The sequence below is a fragment of the Amycolatopsis ruanii genome (assembly GCF_003385175.1).
Lineage (GTDB): Bacteria > Actinomycetota > Actinomycetes > Mycobacteriales > Pseudonocardiaceae > Amycolatopsis_E > Amycolatopsis_E thermalba.
Genome location: NZ_PQHY01000012.1, coordinates 61,581 through 81,422, shown reverse-complemented (window position 1 = coordinate 81,422; position 19,842 = coordinate 61,581). Strand labels below are relative to the sequence as shown.

General features: G+C 72.6%; 22 protein-coding genes. 10 read left to right on the top strand and 12 right to left on the bottom strand.

The annotated features are described in order from the left end of the window. Positions 1-21 precede the first annotated feature (21 nt). Positions 22-849 (top strand): class I SAM-dependent methyltransferase, encoded by an 828-nt coding sequence (locus tag D0D28_RS09380; RefSeq protein WP_094008146.1) that lies wholly within the window; start codon positions 22-24, stop codon positions 847-849. 110 nt (positions 850-959) lie between these two features. Here D0D28_RS09380 and D0D28_RS37300 read toward each other — a convergent pair whose 3' ends face one another. Continuing rightward, positions 960-1,226, bottom strand: coding sequence for a J domain-containing protein (locus tag D0D28_RS37300; protein ID WP_275895892.1), 267 nt, complete (start codon positions 1,224-1,226; stop codon positions 960-962). 115 nt (positions 1,227-1,341) lie between these two features. Here D0D28_RS37300 and D0D28_RS09370 point away from each other — a divergent pair, with 115 nt between their 5' ends. The 5 genes from D0D28_RS09370 to D0D28_RS09345 all read left to right on the top strand — a co-directional run bounded on the left by D0D28_RS09370 (position 1,342) and on the right by D0D28_RS09345 (position 4,318). Then, positions 1,342-1,617: a DUF1905 domain-containing protein gene (locus D0D28_RS09370; protein WP_094008148.1), complete on the top strand. Its 276-nt coding sequence runs from the start codon at positions 1,342-1,344 to the stop codon at positions 1,615-1,617. 445 nt (positions 1,618-2,062) lie between these two features. Further along, complete coding sequence (locus D0D28_RS09360) at positions 2,063-2,401, top strand: ArsR/SmtB family transcription factor (protein ID WP_094008150.1); 339 nt, start codon at positions 2,063-2,065, stop codon at positions 2,399-2,401. Beyond that, on the top strand, positions 2,398-3,453 hold the full coding sequence (gene arsB / locus D0D28_RS09355) for an ACR3 family arsenite efflux transporter (protein ID WP_116110366.1): 1,056 nt from the start codon (positions 2,398-2,400) through the stop codon (positions 3,451-3,453). Before D0D28_RS09360 ends, arsB begins: the two co-directional genes overlap by 4 nt. Continuing rightward, positions 3,447-3,842, top strand: a complete 396-nt coding sequence (locus D0D28_RS09350; protein ID WP_094008224.1) for an arsenate reductase ArsC — start codon at positions 3,447-3,449, stop codon at positions 3,840-3,842. Before arsB ends, D0D28_RS09350 begins: the two co-directional genes overlap by 7 nt. A gap of 80 nt (positions 3,843-3,922) precedes the next feature. Then, positions 3,923-4,318 carry a DUF6010 family protein gene (locus D0D28_RS09345; protein ID WP_094008152.1) on the top strand — a complete coding sequence of 132 codons (396 nt, stop codon included), beginning with the start codon at positions 3,923-3,925 and terminating at the stop codon, positions 4,316-4,318. Here D0D28_RS09345 and D0D28_RS09340 read toward each other — a convergent pair. The 5 genes from D0D28_RS09340 to D0D28_RS09320 all read right to left on the bottom strand — a co-directional run bounded on the left by D0D28_RS09340 (position 4,263) and on the right by D0D28_RS09320 (position 8,971). Beyond that, complete coding sequence (locus D0D28_RS09340; RefSeq protein ID WP_162831020.1) at positions 4,263-4,718, bottom strand: hypothetical protein; 456 nt, start codon at positions 4,716-4,718, stop codon at positions 4,263-4,265. The two genes, D0D28_RS09345 and D0D28_RS09340, sit on opposite strands and share 56 nt — an antisense overlap. A 247-nt stretch (positions 4,719-4,965) precedes the next feature. After that, on the bottom strand, positions 4,966-6,444 hold the full coding sequence (locus tag D0D28_RS09335; RefSeq protein ID WP_116110364.1) for an FAD-dependent oxidoreductase: 1,479 nt from the start codon (positions 6,442-6,444) through the stop codon (positions 4,966-4,968). A gap of 2 nt (positions 6,445-6,446) precedes the next feature. Further along, positions 6,447-7,364, bottom strand: coding sequence for an AurF N-oxygenase family protein (locus D0D28_RS09330; RefSeq protein ID WP_116110363.1), 918 nt, complete (start codon positions 7,362-7,364; stop codon positions 6,447-6,449). 345 nt (positions 7,365-7,709) lie between these two features. Further along, positions 7,710-8,096 (bottom strand): hypothetical protein, encoded by a 387-nt coding sequence (locus D0D28_RS09325; protein WP_116110362.1) that lies wholly within the window; start codon positions 8,094-8,096, stop codon positions 7,710-7,712. Continuing rightward, on the bottom strand, positions 8,093-8,971 hold the full coding sequence (locus D0D28_RS09320; protein WP_116110361.1) for a hypothetical protein: 879 nt from the start codon (positions 8,969-8,971) through the stop codon (positions 8,093-8,095). The genes D0D28_RS09325 and D0D28_RS09320 overlap by 4 nt, the downstream gene beginning before the upstream one ends. Before the next feature lie 413 nt (positions 8,972-9,384). On the opposite strand from D0D28_RS09320, the gene D0D28_RS09310 reads away from it, so the two are divergent. Next, positions 9,385-10,200, top strand: coding sequence for an MBL fold metallo-hydrolase (locus tag D0D28_RS09310; protein ID WP_094008159.1), 816 nt, complete (start codon positions 9,385-9,387; stop codon positions 10,198-10,200). Here the strand turns inward: D0D28_RS09310 and D0D28_RS09305 are convergent. From D0D28_RS09305 to D0D28_RS09285, 5 genes are read right to left on the bottom strand one after another with little or no spacing between them, the layout of a single operon-like run. Beyond that, positions 10,197-11,225 (bottom strand): acyl-CoA dehydrogenase family protein, encoded by a 1,029-nt coding sequence (locus tag D0D28_RS09305; RefSeq protein WP_240323142.1) that lies wholly within the window; start codon positions 11,223-11,225, stop codon positions 10,197-10,199. The genes D0D28_RS09310 and D0D28_RS09305 overlap by 4 nt on opposite strands. Then, a complete protein-coding gene (locus D0D28_RS09300; RefSeq protein ID WP_116110359.1) occupies positions 11,222-12,145 on the bottom strand; it encodes an acyl-CoA dehydrogenase family protein in 924 nt (307 codons plus the stop codon). The genes D0D28_RS09305 and D0D28_RS09300 overlap by 4 nt, the downstream gene beginning before the upstream one ends. Then, entirely contained in the window at positions 12,142-13,272 is a 1,131-nt protein-coding gene (locus D0D28_RS09295) for an acyl-CoA dehydrogenase family protein (RefSeq protein ID WP_094008161.1), read from the bottom strand. The genes D0D28_RS09300 and D0D28_RS09295 overlap by 4 nt, the downstream gene beginning before the upstream one ends. Then, complete coding sequence (locus D0D28_RS09290; protein ID WP_094008162.1) at positions 13,273-14,118, bottom strand: enoyl-CoA hydratase; 846 nt, start codon at positions 14,116-14,118, stop codon at positions 13,273-13,275. A gap of 9 nt (positions 14,119-14,127) precedes the next feature. After that, a complete protein-coding gene (locus D0D28_RS09285) occupies positions 14,128-15,642 on the bottom strand; it encodes a FadD3 family acyl-CoA ligase (RefSeq protein ID WP_116110358.1) in 1,515 nt (504 codons plus the stop codon). A gap of 83 nt (positions 15,643-15,725) precedes the next feature. Between D0D28_RS09285 and D0D28_RS09280 the strand changes: the two genes are divergently transcribed. From D0D28_RS09280 to D0D28_RS09270, 3 genes are read left to right on the top strand one after another with little or no spacing between them, the layout of a single operon-like run. Next, positions 15,726-16,865, top strand: a complete 1,140-nt coding sequence (locus tag D0D28_RS09280; protein WP_116110357.1) for an acyl-CoA dehydrogenase family protein — start codon at positions 15,726-15,728, stop codon at positions 16,863-16,865. Next, on the top strand, positions 16,862-17,632 hold the full coding sequence (locus D0D28_RS09275) for an SDR family oxidoreductase (RefSeq protein ID WP_094008165.1): 771 nt from the start codon (positions 16,862-16,864) through the stop codon (positions 17,630-17,632). Before D0D28_RS09280 ends, D0D28_RS09275 begins: the two co-directional genes overlap by 4 nt. A 9-nt stretch (positions 17,633-17,641) precedes the next feature. Then, positions 17,642-18,793, top strand: coding sequence for an acetyl-CoA C-acetyltransferase (locus D0D28_RS09270; RefSeq protein WP_116110356.1), 1,152 nt, complete (start codon positions 17,642-17,644; stop codon positions 18,791-18,793). Here the strand turns inward: D0D28_RS09270 and D0D28_RS09265 are convergent, their stop codons facing one another. Beyond that, positions 18,794-19,840 (bottom strand): NAD(P)H-dependent flavin oxidoreductase, encoded by a 1,047-nt coding sequence (locus tag D0D28_RS09265; protein ID WP_116110392.1) that lies wholly within the window; start codon positions 19,838-19,840, stop codon positions 18,794-18,796. It abuts the gene before it with no gap. Positions 19,841-19,842 lie beyond the last annotated feature (2 nt).

Below are 19,842 nucleotides of genomic sequence, written 5' to 3'. Positions count from 1 at the left end.
ACATCCGGCAGGGAGGACACCATGACCACCACCGAGACCCCGTACCTGCTCGGCAGCGAGCCCGACGAGCTGCGCCGCCTGGAGGAGCAGGCCGCCGCGCTGGCGCCCGCGACGCGCGCGATCCTGGGGCTGGCCGGCATCGAGCCCGGCATGCGGGTGCTGGACCTGGGCACCGGCGCCGGCGACGTCGCCTTCGAGCTGTCCCGGATGGTCGGGCCGTCCGGGTCCGTCGTCGGGATCGACCAGTCGGTGAAGGCACTGCGCTGGGCGGCGAGCCGGTGCGAGGCGCAGGGGCTGCGCAACGTCTCGTTCGTGCACGACGACGTGCGCGAGATGCGGCTGACCGGGCAGGTGGACGCGGTGGTCGGGCGGCTGGTGCTGCTCTACACCCCGGATCCGGCGGCGGTGCTGCGCAAGTTCGCCGGGTACGTGCGGCCCGGCGGGGTGGTGGTGTCGATGGAGTACGAGATGAGCGTCGCCGGGCTGTTGCCGGCCACGCCGCTGAGCGAGCGGATCACCCACTGGATCACCGAGGCGTTCCGGCGGTCCGGGCTGGACCCGTACCTGGGCGCGCGGCTGGACTCGGTGTTCGCCGACGCCGGCCTGGCGGGGGCGACGGTGCTGGGGCTGCAGGCCTACCGCGCGCCGGGCGACCCGACCGGCGGCCGGATGGCGGAGGGCGTCATCCGGACGCTGCTGCCCGTGCTGACGCGCACCGGCCTGGCGACGGCGGAGGAGGTCGGCATCGAGACGCTGGGGCAGCGGTTCTTCGAGGAGCAGGTGCGCAACGGGGCGATCTTCCGCCCGCCGACGCTCGTCGGCGCGTGGTCGCGGATCAGCGGGAGCTGACCGCACCGGGTGCCGGGTGCTGGGGGCAGCACCCGGCACCGCCCAGCGCTCGCCGCGCACCAGGGCTCGCGGCGTACTAGCGTTCGCGGCGTACTAGCGTTCACGGCGTACTAGCGTTCACGGCGCACGGGGCCGGCGCGGATGTCCGGCTCCCACCGCCGGGCCGGGCGGCGGACGGCCCGGGGCTCCGGGCGCGGGGGCTCCGCGGGGCGCGGACTGTCCCGCAGCTCCCGGTAAGCCGCCAGCACCTCGGCCAGCCGCCCGGGATCCGGCTCGGGCGCGTCGGGGTGCAGCGCGCGCACCAGGCGCCGGTACGCGGCGGTGATCTCGGCCGGCGTCGCCTCCCGGGGGACGCCCAGCACGGCGTACGGGTCCATCGTCATCACCCCGCTCTGACAACGTCGCCCGACGGCGATCGGGTTCCGATGTCGAAACGCGGGCGGCGGCGTCGACGTTCCGGGTGACAATGGCAGCGCACCCGAGGAGGACGACATGGCGGCACTGGACAAGGAATTCGACGCGACCCTGGTGAAGAGCCCGGCCGAGGGCGGCTGGACCTACGTCGTGATGCCCGGCTCCGCCGAGTACTTCGGCACCCGCGGCCTGGTGAAGATCCGCGGCACCATCGACGGCCACCCGTTCCGCAGCTCGTTCATGGCCCTCGGCGACGGCACGCACAAGCTGCCCGTCAAGGCCGACGTGCGCCGCGCGATCGGCAAGGACGCCGGCGACACGGTGCACATCCGCCTCACCGAACGCCTCGGCTGACCCGCCGCACGTCCGGCCGCACCCGGTCGGTTCGGCCAGGCAGGCGAACGGAACTGCCGGCGCGGGGACTGGAGCCGCCGGCCGCCGCGCTGGGCGAGCGGGTGCGGTTCGGGGCGGAGGTGACCGGGGTGACGCGCCGCGGGTGGGACCCGGTGGTCGACCACGGGCGCGACAGAGCCCGGCCTGTCTGTCCGAGCTGCGCCTGGACTTCGACCCGGCGCTGCGGGCGCCGAGCGCGCCGCTGGTCGGCCCGAACGTGCATTCGTGCGGCACGGCCTGCCCTGACGGGGGTGATCGTCATCGGCGGCGGCCAGGCGGAATCGGCCGCCGCCGACATCCCGAGCCCGCCGGCGCCGGCCCGCTCGCGCTCGGGGCGGGCGGGTCCCGGCCGCGTCTCCCGCCTACCTCGACGCCCATCGAATTAGATGTGTGTTTAGATAGAGCCATGTCGAATCAGGACGAGTGCTGCTCGCCGCTGGTGCGGGAGCCGCTGTCGGCGCCGCAGGCCGTGGAGCTGGCCCGGGTGTTCAAGGCGGTCGGCGACCCGGTGCGGCTGCGACTGTTGTCGCTGATCGCCTCCCACGACGGTGGCGAGGCGTGCGTGTGCGACCTGACCGGCGCGTTCGAGCTGACCGGGCCGACGATCTCGCACCACCTCAAGGTGCTGCGCGAGTCCGGCCTGATCACCGGCGAGCGCCGCGGCACCTGGATCTACTACCGCGTCCAGCCGGAGACGCTGGCCCGCCTGTCCGCCGTCCTCACCCCCGCCGGGGCGATCGCATGACCACCACCGCCGTCGCCGCCCGTCTGTCCACTCTGGACCGCTTCCTGCCGGTGTGGATCGCCGCCGCGATGGTGCTGCGCCGACCGGCCGGGCGCTGGGTGCCCGGCCTGGAGAGCGGCCTGAACGCGGTCGCCGTCGACGGGATCTCGCTGCCGATCGCCCTCGGCCTGCTGGTGATGATGTACCCGGTTCTGGCGAAGGTCCGCTACGACCGGCTGGACTCGGTCACCCGCGACCGGCGGCTGCTGCTGCCGTCGCTGCTGCTGAACTGGGTTCTCGGGCCCGCGCTGATGTTCGCGCTGGCCTGGCTGATGCTGCCGGACCTGCCCGAGTACCGCACCGGCCTGATCATCGTCGGCCTCGCGCGGTGCATCGCCATGGTGATCATCTGGAACGACCTGGCGTGCGGCGACCGGGAGGCGGCGGCGGTGCTCGTCGCGCTCAACTCGGTGTTCCAGGTGGTCATGTTCGGCGTGCTGGGCTGGTTCTACCTGTCCGTGCTGCCCGCCTGGCTGGGCCTGGAGGCCACGAGCCTCGCGGTGTCCGGCTGGGAGATCGCGAAGAGCGTGCTGATCTTCCTCGGCATCCCGCTGGTGGCCGGGTACGCCTCCCGCCGGATCGGTGAGCGGGTCCGCGGGCGGGACTGGTACGAGACGCGGTTCCTGCCGCGCGTCGGCCCGGTCGCGCTGTACGGGCTGTTGTTCACGATCGTGGTCCTGTTCGCCTTGCAGGGCAACCAGATCACGAGCAGGCCGTGGGACGTGGCGCGGATCGCGCTGCCGCTGCTGGTCTACTTCGGACTGATGTGGGCCGGGTCGTACGCGCTGGGCCGGGCGGCCGGGCTGTCCTACGCGCGCACCACGACGCTGGCGTTCACCGCCGCGGGCAACAACTTCGAGCTCGCGATCGCGGTCGCCATCGCCACCTTCGGCGCCACCAGCGGGCAGGCGCTCGCCGGGGTCGTCGGACCGCTCATCGAGGTGCCCGTCCTGGTCGGGCTCGTGTACGTGTCCCTGGCGCTGCGCCGCCGGTTCGAGAAGGAGCCATCGTGACCCCCGAAGTGCTGTTCGTCTGCGTGCACAACGCCGGCCGCTCCCAGATGGCCGCGGCCCTGCTGGACCACCACGCCCAGGGCCGGGTCCTGGTCCGCTCCGCCGGTTCCGCGCCCGCGGACTCGGTGAACCCGGCCGTCGTGGAGGTGATGGCGGAGCTGGGCCTGGACCTGTCGAAGGAGTTCCCGAAGCCGCTGACGACGGATGCGGTGCGGGCGGCGGACGTGGTGATCACCATGGGCTGCGGCGACGCGTGCCCGGTGTTCCCCGGCAAGCGGTACCTGGACTGGCAGCTGGACGACCCGGCGGGCCTGGCCGCCGAGCAGATCCGCCCCATCCGCGACGAGATCGACCGCCGCGTGCGCGAGCTGCTGGCCGAGCTCGTCTGAGGCACTGGCGAGAATCCGTCGGAACGTGGCACTCCAGCCACTACTGACCGGGGGCGGGGGCGCCTAGTTTCGGGTTCGTGATGATCGTTGTCGCGCTGCTCATCGGCGCCGCTTACGTCCTGGTCAACTCCTTCGTCCCGGAGGCGCACCGCCGCCGGTTCAACGCGCTCATGGTCGGCGGCGCCGGTGCCGCCTACCTCAGCGGGGGCGGGCTCGGGATCTGGGAGTTCGTGTTCACCGCGGCCGCCACCTACGTGGCCTATCGCGGGCTGGAGTCGTGGACCTTCATCGGCATCGGCTGGCTGATGCACACCGCGTGGGACGTGGTGCACCACCTGCGCGGCGAGCCGATCGTCCCGTTCGCCGAGCACTCGTCCTACGGGTGCGCGATCTGTGATCCGGTGATCGCGATCTGGTGTTTCACCGGTGGCCGCTCGGTGCTGGACCTCGTCCGGAAGCGGCTGGTGAAGGCCTGACGCGGAACTTGGTGTCCGTGCGGCGCGTCTGGACGAGCGCCATGAGGGCGAACAGGAACATCCAGCCGAGGTAGGGGTCGTCCGGCAGGCTCGTGTGGCGCGGCAAGGCGCGCAACGCCAGTTCGGTGAGCACGATGACGAACGTGATCACGCACCCCAGGGTGAGGCAGGTGATCGACGCCGGGCTGCGGGCGAGCAGCAACCCGGCGCCGGCGAGCGAGAAGGCCATGCCCGCGCCGTACAGGAGCCCCAGCAGCACCACGGCCGCCGTGTTGTCCACCACCGGGACGAGCGCGACCGCGGCGGCGAACCGCAGCAGGCACAGAAACCCCGTGAGAAACCCGAACACCACGGCGAAGACGGTCGACACGCGGCTGGTGCCGTACGGTTTCGTTCGCACCACTACCTCCCCTTGGCCGGAAGCCCGAAGGTAGGCGGCGGAGTGGCGCGACGGGTGGCGGCTGGCCGGAACCGGCCACGAGCAGCGGCACGGCGGGTGGCCGCCGGCCCAGCCGGGCACCAGCAGCACGGCGGCCAACCACCGACCGAAATGAATCACCAGCGGCGACCCGGCACGCAGCCAACCACCGACCGAAACGAATCACCAGCAGCAACCCGCCCCCGGGCAACCACCGAACCGAAACCAGTCAGGATCGGCGCGCCAGGCGTGCCACCAGGCCAGGCTTGCGGCGTGGCGTCCGCAACCGTCCGGCGATGGCGTCCTCGAGCAGGCGGCCCACCGTCTCTTCCGCGCACGCCCTGTTGGCCCCGATCCCACCCGACGGCCCGCGCTTGATCCAGCCGACCACGTACGTCCCCGGCCGCACGCGTCCGCCGTCGTTCGGGATCGTGCCGCTGTCCTCGTCGAACGGGAGCCCGGGCAGCGGCGTGCCGCGGTAGCCGACCGCGCGCACCACGCCGCCCGCCGGGATCTCCACCTCGCCGGTCACCCGGATTCCCCGCACGCGGTCCGCACCCACGATCTCCCGCGGCGCGGAGTGGAACCGCAGCACGATGCGTCGCTTGCCGGGCTGCGGCGGCGCCGACCAGTCGATGGTCTCCTGCTTGCAGTCCCGCAGCAGCGCGGCCCGCGGCTCGGTGTCGATCGCCTCGGTGATGCGTGGGTCGTGCGCGTCGACCACCAGGTCGATGTCCTCGTGCTGGGTGAGCGCCAGCAGTTCGGGCGTGGTGTACGCGGCCGCCTCCGGGCCACGGCGGCCCAGCAGCACGACCTCGCGCACGCGGCTGGACTTCAGCCGCTCCAGCGCGGCCGGCGCGATCGACGTGCCCTCCAGCGAACGCGGATCGGTGGTCAGGATCCGCGCCACGTCCAGCGCGACGTTGCCCGTCCCGACCACGACGAGCCGTTCCGCGGACAGGTCGATCGCGTCCGCGGGCACGTCCGGGTGGCCGTTGTACCAGGCCACCACGGTCGTCGCCGCGACGCTGCCGGTCAGGTCCTCGCCCGCGATCCCCAGCCGCCGCGCCGAGGACGCGCCGACCGCGTAGATCACCGCGTCGTAGCGCCGCGCCAGCTCGTCCACCGTGACGTCCCGGCCGACCTCGACACCCAGCCGCATCCGCAGCCGCGGGTGGTGGTGGTACCGCGCGAAGGTCTCGCCGATCTTCTTGGTGGACGGGTGATCGGGCGCGACCCCGTACCGCACCAGCCCGCCCTCGACCGGCTGCCGGTCGATCAGCGTGACCCGGGAACCGGTGTGCAGCAACAGGTCCTCGACCGCGTACATGCCGGCCGGCCCGGTGCCGACCACCGCGACCTCCAGCGCCGGGAAGTCGCTCGGGATGGCGCGGTGGAACACCGGCGGGCCCCACGCGTGGAAGTTCGGCGCGGGATCGGCCGCCGCCGGCTCCCGGCCGGCGTAGAAGTCCGCGTTGATCCCGGCGTAGGGCCGCATCGCGGCGGTCAGGGCGTCCACCGGGAAGATCGCGTCGACCGGGCAGGCGTCGGCGCACGCGCCGCAGTCGATGCAGCTGCGCGGGTCGATGTAGAGCATCTCGGTGGTCCCGAAGTCCGGCTCGTCCGGCGTCGGGTGGATGCAGTTGACCGGGCACACCGCCACGCACGACGCGTCGTTGCAGCAGGTCTGGGTGATCGCGAAGGCCATGGCTAGAGGAGGTTCGCGCGCTTGTAGAAGACCGCCGCGGCCTTGGTCAGCAGGCCGGCGGAGTCCAGGAACTCCATCAGGCCGGCGCAGCTGGACCGCAGCATCGACTTGTGGTGCTCGTTGGCCTTCGCCTCGCGCAGCGCGCGCTGGGTGTCCAGCCCGGCGTTGGCGTACACCTTGGGGTTCCACATGCTGCTGACGATGAAGTACGCGGCGATCGACACGACCAGCGCGTTGTACTGGCGGCGCAGCGGGCCCGCGCCCTTGAGCCGCTCGCGCGTCTCCTCGCGGGCGAACTTCATGTGCCGCGACTCCTCGACCACGTGGATGTTGTTGATGGTGCGCACGAACGGCACCACGCGCTCGTCGCGCATCCAGTCGCGCTGCATGACGTCGAGGACCTCTTCGGCGACCAGGATCGCCGCGTAGGCCGCCTCGCCCCTGGCGGTGGTCTTGAAGAACCGGCCCAGCTCGACGGCCAGGCGGCGCGGGCGGTAGGCCGGGGCGCGCAGCTTCGCGGCGCCGCGGGCGAACATGATCGAGTGGCGGCACTCGTCGGCGATCTCGGTGAGCGCCCACTGGAACGCCGGGTCGGTCGGGTCCTTGGCGTAGAAGTCGCGCAGCACCATCTGCTGCAGGATCATCTCGAACCAGATGCCGGTGCTGGCGACGGACGCGGCCTCCTGCCGGGTCAGCTCGCGCTGCTGCTCCGGGGTCATCTCGTTCCAGTACGCGGTCCCGTACAGGGTGCACCACTCCGGGCTCGCGCCGTGGTAGCTCGTGTCCAGCGGGGTGTCCCAGTCGACCTCCTTGACGGGGTCGTAGGACAACGTCTCGGACGAGTCGAGCAACCGCTGCGCGACCGACTGGCGGTCAGGCTGCGCGGTGTCCGCCTGCTCGTGCGCACCGACGCTGGTCATGGCACCCTCCCTGACACGACTGCCTGTTACCTCGGTTTACTGTTACCCAAGGTAACACACATTGGTGGTGGCGCAAGCCGGAGCCGCCGCAGGCCCGCGGCGGCTCGGTGACCGCCGCGGCGGAGGCGATGGCGGTGGCCTGCGCTGTCGCGGCCCCCGGCCGCGGTGATGGCCGGAGCGGCTACCAGCGCCGCAGGATCGGCCCGATGCCGTCGCCGGGGTCGTCGAGGTCGTCGGCGGGGTGGGGAGCGACGCCGCGGGCTGGCGGCGGTTCGGTGACCGCCGCGGCGGCCAGGGCGGTGGCCTGCGCTGTCGGGGCCCCGGCGGCGGTGATGGCCGGAGCGGCTACCAGCGCCGCAGGATCGGCCCGATGCCGTCGCCGGGGTCGTCGCGGTCGTCGGCGGGAGGGGCGGTCCGGCGGGCCGGCTCGGTGACCTCCGCGGCGGCCAGGGCGGCGATCTGCGCTTCCGTGGTCTCCCCGGCCGCGGTGATGGCCGCCTGCTGCTGGTCGGCGGGCAGGGCGTGCCAGTCGTCCACGGCCTGGTGCAGGGAGGCGACCGTCCGCTCGTCGAGGTAGGCGGAGTACAGCAGGTCCTGCGGCTGCGCGCGGCCGGCCACCACGTCGCGGGCGAAGTCGGCGATGTCCCCCTCGCCCCGGGCGAGCAGTGTCATCCAGTTCCGCAGCGCGGCGCGGCCCTGCTCGGTGCGCCACGGCGAGAGGTGGCCGTTCATCGCACCCCCGGGTGACGGTACGGCTCACCGGGCCACGCCTGCGCGGCGATCTCGCCGTTGCCCGCCACCATCTCGGCGATCGACTGGACGGTGTGGGCCAGGGCGTTGAGCGCGTCGACGGCGGTGCCCAGGGCCGTCGCGTCGGTCATGATCCCCGCGATCGCCTGCCGGATGGACTCGCCGTCGGCGAGGCCGATGATTCCCATCAGGACGGCCTTGGCGCGGCTGCCGATTTTCAGCACGGCGCCGAGGCCGGAGTCGAGCAACGCTTCCAGCGCGATGTCGAGCGCGAGCATGGCGTCGTAGGCCGCGCGGGCGAAGTTCTTGATCTTCCAGCTCGCCTCGGTGCAGAACCGGGCGTGCGCGGCGCAGGCGTAGGAGTAGTCGGTCAGCCAGGCGCGGGCGGCTTCCCCGGCGTGCCCGGTCCACAGTTCCTGGATGCCGTAGCGGCCGCGGTCGATGTTCTGCTTGATCTTGCCGAACGCGAGGCCGGTGTCCTCGAACACCATGCCCTGCCGCAGCAGCGCGTCCCAGTCGCCGGCGACCAGTTTCTGCACGACGGTCAGCAGGTCGACGCCGATCAGCTTGGCCAGCAGTCCCCGCACGGAGCCGCTGACCGAGGCCGCGCCGAAGATCTTGTCCGAGATCTTCTGCAGCTCGATGTTCCAGCCGCCGTAGGCGTCCTCGGACGGGTTGCCCGGCCCGGTGTACTCCAGTTCCGGATGGCGGGGGTCGCGGGAGGCGTCGTCGAAGTCGGTGAAGGTGGCCGCGGTCTCGGGCGCGGCGACGTCGTCGGCGTCGATCCGCTCGGACAGCGCGTCCGGGTAGGTGCGGTCGAGGGCCGCGGCCGCCCGGCGGTCGGTCGAGGCGTACATCTTGGCCGCCGCGACCAGGGTGGCGTCGTAGGCGTGGGCCAGGGCGGCCGCGCGGCCGGCGTTGGCGACCCCGAGCGCCTGCCACCGGTCCAGCGGGGCGGCCAGTTTCCCGAGCAGCCCCTCGCCCAGTTCGTTCGGACCGCCGGTCGCCGCGGCGGCGTACAGCTGAGCGGCGTGCCCGGCGCGCCCGGCCAGCCGGGCGAGCTTGGTGATGGCCGCCGGATCGGCCCTGAACTCGTCGATGATGACCGCCTCCCCCGCCGCGCCGTCGAAGCAGACGCAGCATAACCCGGCTCGCCCGCGACCGACGGTGACCGAGCGGCCCGATTTGCCGGAACGGGTATTTCGGCCTTATCGCCGGGTGCCTCGCGCGGCCTACCGTGTCCGGCACGAGCGGAAGAAGGGCGGATGCCATGGAGATCAACCGGATCGGGCGCGAGGTGAGCGTCCTGAGCGACCAGGCCGAGGTGCCCGGCATCGGCTTCCTCCCGGTCAACGCGTTCGTCCTGCACGGCGCCGAACCGGTCGTCGTCGACACCGGGCTGAGCCTGCCCGGCCGCGGCTTCCTGGACGCCCTGGGGACGGTGATCGACCCCGCGGACGTGCGGTGGATCTGGCTGACCCACCCGGACCGCGATCACACCGGCGCGCTGTTCGACCTGCTCGAGCTGGCGCCGCGGGCCCGCTTGGTCACCACCTACCTGGCGATGGGCATCATGTCGACCGAGCGGCCGCTGCCGGTCGACCGGGTGTTCCTGCTCAACCCCGGCCAGTCGCTGGACGCGGGCGGCCGCCGCCTGACCGGATTCCGGCCGCCGCTGTTCGACAGCCCGGCGACGGTCGGTTTCTTCGACCACAGCAACGGGGTGTGCGTCAGCTCGGACTGCTTCGGCGCCCCGATGCCCACCCCGGAACTCGCCACCTGCGACGACGTGGCGAACGCCCCCGCGGAGGCGCTGCACGCCGGCCAGCTGCTGTGGGCCACAGTGGACAGCCCGTGGGTGCACAACGTCGACCGGGACCGGTACCTGGCGACGATGGCGCCGCTGCGGGAGTTCGACCCGGCGGTCATCCTGAGCACCCACCTGCCCCCGGCGCCGGGGCGCGCGGCGGAGTTCCTCGACCGGGCCGCCACGGCTCCGGATGCCGACCCGTTCGTCGGCCCGGACCAAGCCGCGCTGGAGGAACTGCTGGCGACCTTCGAACCGGCGCCGCCCGTGGTCACCTAACCGAAGAGCAGCGCGCTGCCGTGCGCGCGTTTGAAGTACAGGTGCGCGTCGTGTTCCCAGGTGATCGCTATTCCGCCGTGCAGCTGGATCATCTCGGCGGCGGCGTGCTGGAACGCCTCCGAGCACACCAGGCGCGCCGTCGCCGCGTCCGCCTCCAGGTCGTCGCCGGTCAGGGCGCCGTACAACGCCGACCGGGCGGCTTCCACGTGCACGTGCACGTCGGCCATGCGGTGCTTGAGCGCCTGGAAACCCCCGATCGGACGGCCGAACTGGCGCCGCTGCTTGGTGTACTCGACGGTCAGCTCCAGCGCCCTGGCCGCGGCCCCGACCTGCTCGGCCGCCAGCGCCACGACCGCGAGCGCACGCAGCCGCCCGAGGTCGAATCCGCCGGTGTCCAGCCGTCGCGCCGGGGCGGCCTCAAGCGAGACGACCGCCAGCCGCCGGGTCGGGTCGAGGGTGGTCACGGGCTCGCGGCGGGCGTCCGCCGGGGTGACCTCGAACAGGCCCGGGCCCTCCGGCGTGCGCGCCACCACGAGCAGGACGTCCGCGAGGTCGCCGTCGAGCACGTAGTGCGCCCGGCCGTCGACCCGCCCGTCCGCGAAGACGCACGCCGGGGACCACCGTCCGTCCTCACCGGACCAGGCCAGCGCGGCCACGCTGCTCCCCGCGGCGATGCCGGGCAGCAACCGCCGGCACGCCTCGTCGTCGCCGGTCAGCAGCAGCGCCTGCCCGCACAGCACCGCCGAGCCGAGCATCGGGGCCGGGGTCAGCGTGCGCCCCAGCTCCTCCAGCACCACGCACGCCTCGGCGAGCGTCGCGCCGGCACCGTCGTACTCCTCGGGGATCGCCAGGGCCGCGACGCCGATCTGCTCGCACAACGTCGACCACAGCTTGTCGTCGTACCCCAGCGGGGACGCCATCGCGGCGCGCACCGCCGCCGGCCCTGACCGCCGCGCCAGCAACGTCCGCACGGACTCCCGCAGCGCCCGCGCCTCCTCCGTCCACATCGGATCGACCCGGCTCATGGCGTCAGCACCCGCTCGCGGTGGAACCCGCCGTCGCCCCACGCGCCGATCAGGGCACGCACCTTGGTCAGCCGCAGCCCGAGGTCGTGTTCGGCGGTGTAGCCGATGGCGCCGTGGACCTGCAACGCGGTGCGGGCGGCCAGGTAGGCGGCGTCCCCGGCCTTGACCTTCGCGGCCGAGACGTCCCGCGGGCTCAGGGTCACCGCGGCGCCGTGCACCAGGGGCCGGGCCAGTTCGAGGTGGGTGGCGACGTCGGCCAGCAGGTGCTTGACCGCCTGGTACTCGCCGATCAGCCGCCCGTACTGGCTGCGTTGCTTCGCGTAGGCGACCGCGGCGTCCAGCAGCCACTGCCCGGCGCCGAGCAGCTGCGCGGCCACCGCGAGAACGCCCAGGTCGAAGGCCCGGCCGTCGGTCGCCGGCGCGGAGGTGCCGAGCCGGAACAACCGCCGGACCGGATCCACCGACTGCACGAATTCCCCGTGCCCGGCCGGTGCCGCGGGCCCCGCGCCGAGATCCACCACCAGGCCGGCGATGTCGGCGTCGAGTGCCAGCGGCACGTGTGGCGGGGCGAGCACCGTGGCGAAGACCTCCCCCGCCGCCAGGGCGGGCCACCACGACCCGGCCGCCTCGACGGCGGGCGCGACCGCGGCCGTCTCGACGAGCGGGCCGGGCACGGCGTGGTCGCCCAGGGCCTCGAAGGCCACCACCAGGTCCACCGGTGAAGCGCCGAGCCCGCCGTGGCCTTCGTCGATCAGCAGCGCCGGCACGCCCAGTTCGGCCAGGCCACGCAGCACCTTGAACCCGGGTTCGTGCCGTCCCTGCGCCCACGCCCGGGCCGCGCCCACCGGGTCGGCGCCGGTGAGGAAGTCGTGCAGACTCGCGGCGAAGTCCTGCTGCTCCGCCGACAACGCGAACCTCATCGGCGGGCCTCCCTGGGCAGTTTCAGCAGCCGTTCGGCGATGGTGTTGCGCTGGATCTGGTCGGTGCCGCCGTAGATCGGGCCGGCGAGGGAGAACAGGTAGCCGTCCACCCACGCGGGGTCGGTCTCACCGTACGGGCCGAGGAGGTCCAGCGCAGTCTCGTGCAGGGCGACGTCCAGGTGCGACCAGAACAGCTTGTTCACACTGGACTCCGGCCCCAGCTCCCCGCCCTCGGCCAGCCGGGACACGGTGCCGAACGTGTAGAGCTGGTAGGCCCGCGCCCCGATCCAGGCGTCGGCCACCCGGTCCCGCGCCGCGGCCGGTTCCCCCTCCGCACGCCACAAATCCACGAGCCGGCCGGCGGCGGCGAGGAACCGGCCGGGGCTGCGCAACGACAGGCCGCGTTCGTTGTTGGCGGTGGTCATCGCGACCCGCCAGCCCTGCCCCGGCTCGCCGATCACGTCCTCATCCGGCACGAACACCCGGTCCAGGAAGATTTCGGCGAACCCCGGCTCCAGGTCCAGCTGCGGGATGGGCCGCACCGTCACGCCCTCGGCGCGCAGGTCGAACATGAAGTACGTCAGCCCGCGATGCCGCTGCTCCGCCGGATCGGTCCGGAACAGCCCGAACGCGCGATCGGCGAACGCGGCCCGGGAGCTCCAGGTTTTCTGCCCGGACAGCAACCAGCCGCCGTCGGTGCGCACCGCGCTGCTGCGCAACGCCGCGATGTCCGACCCGGCCTCGGGCTCGGACCACGCCTGCGCCCACACCTGCTCACCCCGCGCCATCGCGGGCAGGATCCGGTCCCGCTGCTCGGCCGTCCCGTGCGCGAACAGCGTCGGCCCGAGCATGAAGATCCCGTTCTGGCTGACGCGTCCGGGTGCGCCCGCGGCGTAGTACTCCTCCTCGAACAACACCCACTGCAACAGCGACGCGTCCCGGCCGCCATACTCGCGCGGCCACGACACGACCGACAACCGCGCGTCGGCCAGCTGAGCCTCCCACTCGCGGTGCGCCGCGAAGCCTTCCGCGGTATCCATGGACGGGAGCGTGGGCACGTGCTCGGCCAGCCACTCCCGCACCTCGTCGCGGAACGCCGCCGACTCGGGATCGATGTCCAGGTCCACTCACGCCCCCTTGTTCGCGTCCCGCATCGAGCGCGCGTCCTGCCCGCCCAGCGAATCCGTCGAAGTCTCCGCGTTGTGCGCGTGGGCGAAGTGGTGCAGCCCGAACACCGAGTCCATTCCGGACCGCAGCCCCATCAGGTCCTCGGCCTGGTTGACCGCCTTCTTCGCCAGCGCCAGACCGAACTGCGGCATCTCCGCGATCTTGTCCGCCAGCTCCAGAGTGCGCTGCGCCAGCTCCGTCCGCGGCACGACCCGGTTGACCATTCCCCATTCCCTCGCCTGCTGCACGCTGAACCGCTCCCCGGTGAACAGCACCTCCTTCGCCGCCCGCGGCCCCAGCACCCACGGGTGCGCGAAGTACTCCACCCCCGGAATGCCCATGCGCACCACGGGATCGGCGAAGAACGCGTCGTCGGAGGCCACGATCAGGTCGCAGATCCAGGCCAGCATCAGCCCGCCCGCGATGCACGCCCCCTGCACCGAAGCGATCATCGGTTTCGGGATCTCCCGCCAGCGGCGGCACATCCCCAGGTACACCTCGGACTCCCGGGCGAACCGCTGATCCCCGCCCTCCCTTGTGGTGTGGTCCCACCACATCACCGCGCGCCGCTCGAACGACTGGTCCACGTCCCGGCCGGGCGTGCCGATGTCGTGGCCCGCGGAGAAGTGCTTGCCCTCCCCGGCCAGCACGATCACCTTCACCTCGGCGTCGTTCACCGCCCGGGTGAACGCGTCGTCCAGCGCGTAGGTCACCGCCGAGTTCTGCGCGTTGCGGTACTCGGGGCGGTTCATCGTCACCAGCGCCACCGCGCCCCGGCGCTCGTAGCGGACCACCGGTTCACTCATGCCTGCTCCTCACCTCAGCTGCCGCTTCAGCACCTTGCCGGAAGCGTTGCGGGGCAGCTCGCCGACGAACTCGACGAGCCGCGGGACCTTGTAGTTGGCCAGCCGCTCCCGGCAGAACCCGATCACCTGCTCGGCGGTCAGCCCGTCGCCGACGACGAACGCCTTGCCGACCTCGCCCAGACGCTCGTCCGGCACCCCGACCACGGCGACGTCGCGCACGCCGGCCAGCTCGGTGAGGGCGTGCTCGACCTCGGCCGGGTAGACGTTGAACCCGCCGCAGATGTACATGTCCTTGAGCCGGCCGGTGATGGTCAGGTTGCCGCCGTCGTCGAGCACGCCGACGTCGCCGGTGCGTAGCCAGCCCTGTTCGTCGATCGCCTGCGCGGTCGCCTCGGGGTCGTCCAGGTAGCCGAGCATGACGTTGGGCCCGCGGACGACGACCTCCGCGCCGCGGATCGCCACCTCGAACCCGGCGGTCGCGCGCCCGGACGTGCTCGCGACCAGCTCGGCGTCGTCGCCGGGCCGGCACATGGTCACCACCACCGCCTCGGTGAGCCCGTAGGCGGTCAGCACGGTCTCGAACCCCAGCTCGGCGCGCATCCGCCGGACCAGCGACGCGGGCACGGTCGCCGCGCCGGTGACGGCGAGCCGCAGCGACGAGGTGTCACCGCGGTCGGGCTCCTGGAGCAGTGACTGGAAGATCGTCGGCGCGCCGGGCAGCACGGAGATCCGCTCGCGTTCGATCACCCCGAGCGTGGTCCGCACGTCGAAGACCGCCTGGGGCACGATCGTGGCCCCGGTCAGCAGGCACACCACGATCCCGGCCTTGTAGCCGAAACTGTGGAAGAACGGGTTGATCACCAGGTACCGGTCGTCGGCGGTGACGCGGCCGCACTCCGCCCACGCGGCGGCCACGTCGACCACCTGCCGGTGCGCGGACAGCACGCCCTTCGAGCGGCCGGTGGTGCCGGAGGTGAACAGGATGTCGCTGACGTCGTCCGGCCGGACGGCGTCCGCGCGGACTTCGGCGTCGGCTACGGGCACCTGCTCGGCGAGCGCGAGGAACTCGTCCCAGCCGAGGGTGCCTTCGACCGGGCGGTGCGGTTGTTCGAGCGGGACGCGGACGACGGTGCCGAGGTCCGGCAGGGCGGCGCCGGTCGCCCGGATCGCGGCGTGCCGGTCGGCGCCGAGGAAGTCGGCCGCGACGACCAGCGCCTTGGCCCGGCTGCGGGCCAGCAGGTCCACGGTCTCGGCGGCGGTGAACCGGGTGTTGACCGGCACCAGCACCGCGCCCGCGTACAGCGCGCCCAGCGCCGACAGCACCCAGTGGCGGGTGTTCGGGAGGTTGATCGCGACCCGGTCACCGGGTCCGATCCCGCGGGCCAGGAACGCCCGGGCCACGGTCTGAACACGTTCCAGAAGCTGCCCGAAATCCAGCCGCACGCCGCCGTCGACCAGCGCCTCGGACGTGCCGAACTTCGCGGCGGCATCGCGGACGACGGCCGGGATCGTGGTCTGTCCCACCGCACCCTCCCCTGGACCGAGAAACTAGAACGTGTTCTCATTACCCTAGGTGGCCCGGAGGCCTGGCAGCAAGGAGGCGTGCGTTGGAGCTGACGCGGTTCCGCCGTGAGGTCGCGGACTGGCTGGCGGACAACCTGACCGGTGAGTTCGCGCGGCTGCGTGGGCTGGGCGGGCCGGGGCGCGAGCACGAGGCGTTCGAGCTGCGGCTGGCGTGGGAGCGGCACCTGGCGGCGGCGGGGTGGACGTGCGTGGGCTGGCCGGCCGAATTCGGCGGGCGCGGGTTGTCGCTGGAGGAGCAGGTGGCCTTCCACGAGGAGTACGCGGCCTCGGGGGCGCCGGCGCGGGTCAACCACATCGGGGAGCAGTTGCTGGGGCCGACGTTGATCGCGTTCGGCACGCCGGAGCAGCAGAGCCGGTTCCTGCCGAAGATCGTGGCGGTCGAGGAACTGTGGTGCCAGGGCTACTCCGAGCCCGGTGCCGGGTCGGATCTGGCGGCGGTGTCCACCTCGGCGGAGCTGCGGGACGGCCAGTGGGTGATCAACGGCCAGAAGATCTGGACGTCGCTGGCGCACGTCGCGGACTGGTGTTTCGTGCTGGCGCGCACCGAGCGGGGGTCTCAGCGGCATCGCGGCCTGTCCTACCTGCTGGTGCCGCTGGAACAGGACGGGGTGACGGTCCGCCCGATCCAGCAGCTGACCGGCACCTCGGAGTTCAACGAGGTCTTTTTCGACGACGCCCGCACCCCCGCGTCGATGGTGGTCGGCGAGCCGGGCGAGGGGTGGCGGATCGCGATGGCCACCCTCGGGTTCGAGCGCGGGGTGTCCACGCTGGGGCAGCAGATCGGGTTCCGCCGCGAACTCGACGGAATCGAGGCGGCGGCCAAACGCCTGGGCACCTGGGACGATCCGCTGCTGCGCGCCGATCTGGAGCGCGCGCGGATGGGCCTGCGGGTATTGCGGGCGCACGCGCTGCGGACGCTGGGTCAGGCCGCGGGGCCGGAGGTCGCGGTCGGCAAGCTGATGTGGGCGCAGTGGCATCGCCGCCTGGGCGAGCTGGTGGAGCCGGGGCTGGGCGCGCGGTCGCTGGTGGCCGAGGGCGAGCTGGACGAGTGGCAGCGGCTGTTCCTGTTCACCCGGGCCGACACGATCTACGGCGGCTCGGACGAGATCGAACGCAACATCATCGCCGAGCGGGTGCTCGGCCTGCCCAAGGAGGCCCGTTGATCCCCCACTACCCGCCCGGGCACGACCTGCTCGCCGGCAAAGTCGTGGTCGTGACCGCCGCCGCCGGCACCGGCATCGGCTCCGCGGTGGCGAAACGCTGCCTGGAAGAGGGCGCGAGCGTGGTGATCAGCGACTGGCACGAACGCCGCCTCGCGGAGAAGGCCACCGAGCTCGCGGAGCTGGGCAAGGTGCACGCGATCGCCTGCGACGTCACCGACGAGGAGCAGGTGCAGGCGCTGATCGCGGGTGCGGTGGGGCAGTTCGGCCGGATCGACGTGATGATCAACAACGCCGGGCTCGGTGGCACGAAGTCGGTGCTGGAGATGACCGATGAGGAATGGTCCCGGGTTCTCGACATCACGCTGACCGGCACGTTCCGCTGCACCCGGGCGGTGTTGCGGCAGTTCGTGGAGCAGGGCGGTGGTGGGGCGATCGTCAACAACGCCTCCGTGATCGGCTGGCGCGCCCAGGCCGGGCAGGCGCACTACGCCGCCGCGAAGGCCGGGGTGATGGCGTTGACCCGGTGTTCCGCCCTGGATGCCGCCGAACACGGGGTGCGGATCAACGCCGTCGCACCGAGCCTCGCGATGCACCCCTTCCTCGCCAAGGTCACCAGCGACGAGCTGCTGCACGAGCTGGAGCAACGAGAGGCGTTCGGCCGCGCCGCGCAGCCGTGGGAAGTCGCCAACGTGATGGTGTTCCTCGCCAGCGACTACGCCTCCTACCTGACCGGCGAGGTCGTGTCCGTGTCCAGCCAGCACCCCTAGGGAGCCGTTGTGCCTGAAGCATTTCTCCTCGACGCCGTGCGCACCCCCGTCGGACGGCGTGGTGGCGCGCTGTCCGGATGGCACTCCGCCGACCTGGGCGCGCACGTCATCCGCGCCGTGGTCGAGCGGACCGGGGTGGACCCGGTCGTGGTCGACGACGTGATCCTCGGCTGCACCGACACCCTCGGCCCGCAGTCCGGCAACATCGCGCGCACCGCGTGGCTGGCCGCCGGGTTCCCCGACCACGTGCCGGGGGTGACCGTGGACCGGCAGTGCGGGTCCAGCCAGCAGGCCGTGCACTTCGCCGCGCAGGCCGTGCTGTCCGGCACCCAGGACCTGGTGGTGGCCGGCGGGGTGCAGAACATGAGCCGCATCCCGATCAGCGCCGCGATGCTCGCCGGGCGGGAGTACGGCTTCGACGACCCGTTCTCCGGCTCGAAGGGCTGGCAGGAGCGCTACGGCAGTGTCGAGGTGTCGCAGTTCCGCAGCGCCGACATGATCGCCGAGCACTGGGACATCACGCGCGAAGCGATGGAGGCCTACGCGCTGCGCAGCCACCAGCGCGCCCTCGACGCCATCGACTCCGGACGGTTCGCCGCGGAAATCGTGCCCGTGGACGGCTTCGAGGTTGACGAGGGCCCGCGCCGCGACACCAGCCTGGAACGCATGCGGGGCTTGAAGCCGCTCAGCGACGGGTCGCGCCTGACCGCCGCGGTGGCGAGCCAGATCTCCGACGGCGCCAGCGCGGCCGTCCTCGCCTCGGAGAAGTTCGTGCGGGAGCACGGGCTCACGCCGCGGGCGCGCATCCACCACATCTCGGTGCGGGCGGCGGATCCGGTGTGGATGCTCACCGGCCCCATCCCCGCGACCGCGCACGCCCTGCGCAAGACGGGACTGACGGTGGACGACATCGACCTGTTCGAGGTCAACGAGGCCTTCGCCAGCGTGGTGCTGGCCTGGCTCGACGAGACCGGGGCGGATCCCGCGCGGGTGAACGTCAACGGCGGCGGGATCGCGCTGGGCCACCCGATCGGCGCCACCGGCACGAAGTTGCTCGCCACGCTGCTGCACGAGCTGGAACGGCGCGGTGGGCGCTACGGGTTGCAGACCATGTGCGAGGGCGGCGGCACCGCGAACGTGACGATCATCGAATGGCTCTGATCAGGCGGTGCCCAGGCGGTGGAGGATCTCCTCCGCCTGGGTGACCGTGACCTGCACGATCTCGGCCACCGTCGGCAGGTCGTCGATCATCCCGACCACCTGGCCGGACGCCAGCACACCCGCGTCGGTGCGGCCGTCGACCAGGCCGGCGCGCAGCAGCATCGGCGTGTTGGCCGCCATCAGGATCTGGCTCCACGTCATCTCGTTGCCGTGCTTCATCGCCAGCCCCTCGCGCACCATCGCGGGCAGCGACAGCCCGGTGATCCGCCGGAACCGCAACGCATTGCGGAGGGCTTGGATGGTGCCCCGGACCCGCCCGGTGTCTTCCAGCTTGTCGACCAGCTCAGTGCGCAACACGCGGTGCGGCAGCCCGTCGACGCGTTCGGTCACCACCGTCCCGGCCAGGCCCTGCGCGAGGTAGACGCGCTTGACCTCCTCGGGCACGGTGCTTTCCTTGCTGAGCAGGAACCGCGTGCCCATCGCCACCCCCGCGGCCCCGTAGGCGAGTGCGGCGGCCAGTCCGCGGCCGTCGAAGAACCCGCCCGCCGCGACCACGGGAATGTCCACGGCGTCGAGCACCGAGGGCAGCAGGAGGGTGGTGGCCACTCCCCCGGTGTGGCCGCCGCCCTCGCCGCCCTGCACGATCACCGCGTCCGCGCCCCAGGCGGCGACCTTCTCGGCGTGCCGCGCGGCTCCGACCGACGGGATCACCACGACGCCGTGGTCGCGGAGTTTGGCGATCATTTCCTTGCGCGGCGCCAGCGCGAAGGAGGCGACTTTCACGCCCTCGCGGATGAGCAGGTCGACCCGCTCGGGAGCATCAGCGGCGTCGGCGCGGAGGTTCACGCCGAAGGGCTGGCCGGTGCGGTGTTTGACGTCTGCGATCGCGGATTCGAGTTCGGGGTAGGTCATGGTGGCCGAGGCCAGGATGCCCAGCCCGCCGGCTTCGGCGGTCGCCGAGACCAGGCGGGGTCCGGCGACCCAGCCCATGCCGGTCTGCACCACCGGATGCCGCACCCCGACGAGCCGGGTCAGGGCGGTGTCCAGGG

What these genes read in the sequence shown, in the direction of transcription:
- D0D28_RS09330 (WP_116110363.1), bottom strand. Translation starts at nt 7,364, where the DNA reads ATGACCAGCGTCGGTGCGCACGAGCAGGCGGACACCGCGCAGCCTGAC.
- D0D28_RS09310 (WP_094008159.1), top strand. Translation starts at nt 9,385, where the DNA reads ATGGAGATCAACCGGATCGGGCGCGAGGTGAGCGTCCTGAGCGACCAG.
- D0D28_RS09370 (WP_094008148.1), top strand. Translation starts at nt 1,342, where the DNA reads ATGGCGGCACTGGACAAGGAATTCGACGCGACCCTGGTGAAGAGCCCG.
- D0D28_RS09335 (WP_116110364.1), bottom strand. Translation starts at nt 6,444, where the DNA reads ATGGCCTTCGCGATCACCCAGACCTGCTGCAACGACGCGTCGTGCGTG.
- D0D28_RS09380 (WP_094008146.1), top strand. Translation starts at nt 22, where the DNA reads ATGACCACCACCGAGACCCCGTACCTGCTCGGCAGCGAGCCCGACGAG.
- D0D28_RS09345 (WP_094008152.1), top strand. Translation starts at nt 3,923, where the DNA reads ATGATCGTTGTCGCGCTGCTCATCGGCGCCGCTTACGTCCTGGTCAAC.
- arsB (WP_116110366.1), top strand. Translation starts at nt 2,398, where the DNA reads ATGACCACCACCGCCGTCGCCGCCCGTCTGTCCACTCTGGACCGCTTC.
- D0D28_RS09300 (WP_116110359.1), bottom strand. Translation starts at nt 12,145, where the DNA reads ATGAGGTTCGCGTTGTCGGCGGAGCAGCAGGACTTCGCCGCGAGTCTG.
- D0D28_RS09325 (WP_116110362.1), bottom strand. Translation starts at nt 8,096, where the DNA reads ATGAACGGCCACCTCTCGCCGTGGCGCACCGAGCAGGGCCGCGCCGCG.
- D0D28_RS09290 (WP_094008162.1), bottom strand. Translation starts at nt 14,118, where the DNA reads ATGAGTGAACCGGTGGTCCGCTACGAGCGCCGGGGCGCGGTGGCGCTG.
- D0D28_RS09305 (WP_240323142.1), bottom strand. Translation starts at nt 11,225, where the DNA reads ATGAGCCGGGTCGATCCGATGTGGACGGAGGAGGCGCGGGCGCTGCGG.
- D0D28_RS37300 (WP_275895892.1), bottom strand. Translation starts at nt 1,226, where the DNA reads ATGGACCCGTACGCCGTGCTGGGCGTCCCCCGGGAGGCGACGCCGGCC.
- D0D28_RS09360 (WP_094008150.1), top strand. Translation starts at nt 2,063, where the DNA reads ATGTCGAATCAGGACGAGTGCTGCTCGCCGCTGGTGCGGGAGCCGCTG.
- D0D28_RS09320 (WP_116110361.1), bottom strand. Translation starts at nt 8,971, where the DNA reads ATGTACGCCTCGACCGACCGCCGGGCGGCCGCGGCCCTCGACCGCACC.